The 4,109-nt window shown below is 56.7% G+C and carries 2 protein-coding genes; both read right to left on the bottom strand.

Annotated features, from left to right (window positions below):
• Positions 1–322: 322 nt before the first annotated feature.
• A complete protein-coding gene (locus tag ACW9H9_RS28275; protein ID WP_457346651.1) occupies positions 323–2,653 on the bottom strand; it encodes a DUF1989 domain-containing protein in 2,331 nt (776 codons plus the stop codon).
• Between the two features lie 15 nt (positions 2,654–2,668).
• Positions 2,669–4,036, bottom strand: coding sequence for an NAD(P)-binding domain-containing protein (locus ACW9H9_RS28270; protein ID WP_457346652.1), 1,368 nt, complete (start codon positions 4,034–4,036; stop codon positions 2,669–2,671).
• Positions 4,037–4,109 lie beyond the last annotated feature (73 nt).

Raw genomic sequence — 4,109 nt, 5'->3', positions numbered from 1 at the left:
CGCCCGTTCTAAGCACAAATCAATCGTCTCCACAGCCAGAAGAAGGCTCTCCCTCAAAGACGGCAATACTGAAGAAATCACAGGGGGTTGTCGGTGCGCCATTACCAAAAAAGCGTTCAGCGCTGCGTCGGAGTGCTGAATCAGCGCTATCAGATATTCGCCCCCCGAGGGCCACTAAGCCCAGCCTGCCAATTCGTGGCCGTTTTCTCATTGGCGTTCGTCCAGTTCATCAGAGTTTTCGCAGCTCTCCAAACCCCAACCCTAGTGTTACGCACAAATCCACGTTAGATAAAAGCTTATACCGAAAAATGTCTCAAGCCGATCAACTACGAACGCGGCTCTTGTCTGGATCGTAAAAGATCGCGGCGCTGACCGTAGCGCTGATGCGCTTCTGAAACCCATCGACTTTGCCAATTTCCAAGGTGCTCCCAGCTTCGGCACAGGACACGTCAAGGCGGCACAAGGCGATGTTGCGGGTCAGCAACGGCGAGCGGCAGGCACTGGTAATGACACCCACTTGGGCGCGCCCGAGGTACACAGCATCACCGTGGCGCGCGCCTTCGTTGCCACTTAATTGCAGGCCCACCAGCTTTTGTGCTGGATGGGCGCTGCGGCGCATCAGGGCGTCTCGACCGATAAAGTCATCAGCCTTGCTTTTGAGCGGTACGGCAAACCCGATGCCAGCCTCAAACGGATCGATCTGGTCGCTGAACTCGTAACCGGCAAAAATCAGCCCGGCTTCGATGCGCAGCATATCTAGGGCTTCCAGGCCCAACGGAACGATGCCCAGCGGCTGGCCCAACTGCCAGATACGGTCCCACACACGCTCGGCGTCTTCAGGCTGGCACCAGACTTCATAGCCCAACTCGCCAGTATAGCCGGTGCGCGAGATCATCAACGGGCATCCGTCATAACCGTCTAAGCGCCCGATCAAGAAGCGGAACCAGCCGAGGTTCTGCAGATCTGGCTGGCTCGGCGCGGACCAAACCATTTGTTTGAGCAGCTCGCGACTCTGCGGGCCTTGCACCGCGAGGTTGTGAATGTGCTGGCTGGCAGACTTGACCCACACCTTCATACCCAGTTTATGGGCCTGCTCGCGCAGCCATACGCCGGCGTAATCGTCGCCGCAGATCCAGCGGAAATTGTCCAGCCCCAGGCGAAACAACGTACCGTCATCGAGCATGCCACCGTGTTCGTGGCACATCGCCGAATACACCACTTGACCAATGGCCAGGCGGCGCACGTCACGGGTCAGGCAGTACTGCAACAATGCTTCAGCATCGGGGCCAATGATCTCGAATTTGCGCAAGGCGGTCAGGTCCATCACCGCAACCCGTTCGCGGCAGCCGAGGTATTCCTCGATGGCGCCGTAACCATCATAACGCGCTGGCAGCCACCAGTTACGATAGTTGACAAAGTTGCTGGTGTGAGCGCTGGTACGTGAGTGGAACGCGGACTCACGAGTAAGAATTGGGTCGGCATCGGCCGTAGTTTGTGTACTCATGGCGATGGAAAAACGCTCCTTTTCACTGTAGATGCGCACATGGATGTCGGTCGGGTTCCAGCCATTGGACGGGTCGATGTCATCCGGGCATGAGGTAGTGCCACACACCAAGTCGGTCATGGCCCGCAGTAGCACATAGTCACCAGGTCGCGACCAGGGTTCGTCCAGAATCATCTGCTGGTGCGCATCAACGCCGGTGTTATAAAAGAAATTGATAGCCGGCCAACCGACTCGTGCCTGCACGCCGTAGGGTGCGAGTAGTCGGTTGAGATTGTCGCTGCAGTTGTCGTGTCCAAAATAGCCTTGGTTTTCGTAATAGCGAGCCGCACAAGCGAGTGCGAAGGAGTCGTGGCGGCCCACGGTGTCTTGAACCACTTCAAGCATCGGCTGCATCTGCCGGTCGAAAAATTTCGAGAACAGACCGGGAGTCGGGTAGGCGCTGCCGTTCAGCGTCCGAGTGACAGTCTGGTCCAGGTCCAGCTCCATACCGCGATCCAGTGCACGCCGGTTCAGCGCCACGAAGTCTGAACATTGACGGCCCGATACATCCAACACCTGCACGTACTGCCCCTTGGCGAGGTTGTAATCTTGAGCCGTGCCCGCGCGAATGGTGAATTCTTCCAACAGATGCCCAAGTGGCTCTGGCAGGCGAGGGCTCAGAATTGGCGACGGATTTGCTCGGGTCACCAGCAAGCGAAGCTCGCTGGGCCGATACTGAAGGTCGACTGCAGTCTGTCCTGCGGGTGCGGCAACGATCACGAGAAGAGGGTCGTGGGCGACGAAGCACCTGCTGTAGCCGGACGGGGAATCCTCGCCCCAGAGTGACGTGGCATGGGACAATTGCTGCGGACCGATACCGCGCCGCGCCAGCGCCTGTTTGATACGGCTCACCTGCAACGCCATGCTGGCGAGGCGGCTGCACGAGGTTGAACTGATCAACCCCCAACTGGCCAGCGCGCTGTGACCACATGCGTCGAGGGCTAGCAATTCGCACGTTTGCCGGCCTTCTATATCAATTACTTGCAGGCTATCACCAGGCTGCAAGTCGACCAAGCTCACACCGCCTGCAGCAACACGGTAGCGTTCCAGGTCAGGAGTGAGGGCAAAGAGACCGGGTTCTTGAGGACGGGATACACTGGGGGCGTTCATAGGCCAACCTCCTAGTCAGCTGACCGACTTGATTGACGTATGTGGTGTGCCAAGGTACGTCGCCATTGAGTCGTCCAGCGCTTCCAGCCAGGGGGTATGGTGTGGTGGAGACTGGGTGCCGGTCATAAGTGAGCGATAGGACTTGTCGCGATAGCCCATGATGTCTTTTGCCTTGTCGTGCTTCCAGTGCATGAAGGTTTCATTGATAGCCGCGATGTTGAAGCTCGGGTAGTCGGTGGCGTCCACCAGATGCTGGATGTAGGAGCCCTGGAACTCGAACATTTGCTGGTTGGTTTCAAGCGTTTGTTCACGTGTTTGCCAATCCAGGCTGTCGGCGACCATCTCTACATGGCTGGGTAGTGCGATACGTCCGAGGATCACATCCCGAGTGTACCAAGCCTGGGCGTCGAACATGTTGAAGGAATACCACTGATCCTGCATGCCGAGGTATATCAGCTTGGGGTTGGGTTCCCAAAACACTCCCTTGTACAGATTCTTCGCCCACAGGCGATTGTCAGTCTTAAGTCTCAATTCGTCCGGCAGAAACGGGAAATGATGTTTGTAGCCGGTACACAAGATCACCACGTCGATGCGCTTGCTGGTACCGTCGACGAAGCAGGCACGGTGGTTTTCCAGACGCTGCAACTGCGGTTTTTCCTCCCAGTTTTCCGGCCATTCATACCCCATAGGAGTGGTGCGGTAGCAACTGGTGATGCTGCGTGCACCGTATTTGTAACACTGTGACCCGATATCTTCGGCTGAATAGCTGCTGCCGACGATCAACAGATCTTTGCCCTCGAACTCCAATGCATCACGGAAATCATGGGCATGCAAGATACGCCCTGCAAACTGCTCGAAGCCCTCATAATGTGGCACATTGGGCGTTGAAAAATGGCCGCAGGCGTTGACCACATAGTCGAACTCTTCGCACATCGACGTGTCGCTGTTGTAGTCATGGGCGCACAGCGTAAAGCGTTGTGTCTGCGTATCGAACGTCACTTGGCGCACCACATTGTTGAAGCGGATGTAATCACGCACGCCGGATTTTTCAACCCGACCCTTGATGTAGTCCCACAGTACCTCACGTGGCGGATAGGAGGCGATGGCGCGGCCAAAGTGTTCTTCGAAGGTGTAGTCAGCGAACTCCAGGCACTCTTTTGGGCCGTTCGACCACAGGTAGCGATACATGCTGCCGTGCACCGGCTCGCCGTTCTCGTCCAGCCCGGTTCGCCAAGTGTAGTTCCACATGCCGCCCCAATCGGCCTGTTTTTCAAAGCACACTAGCTCAGGAATATTGGCGCCTTTATCGCTGGCCGACTGAAACGCACGAAGCTGTGCTAAGCCGCACGGGCCGGCTCCGATGATTGCTACACGTAGCGTCATGAGGGATCTCCTTGAAAGTTTCAGCGAAAAATCGCTGTATTGCCCTAGTGTATGAGTACTTGGTGTTTCAACA

It is taken from the genome of Pseudomonas sp. SDO5215_S409 (genome assembly GCF_054071325.1).
The sequence above is the reverse complement of the archived record's forward strand: the minus strand, read 5'-3'. Positions and strand labels throughout refer to the sequence as shown.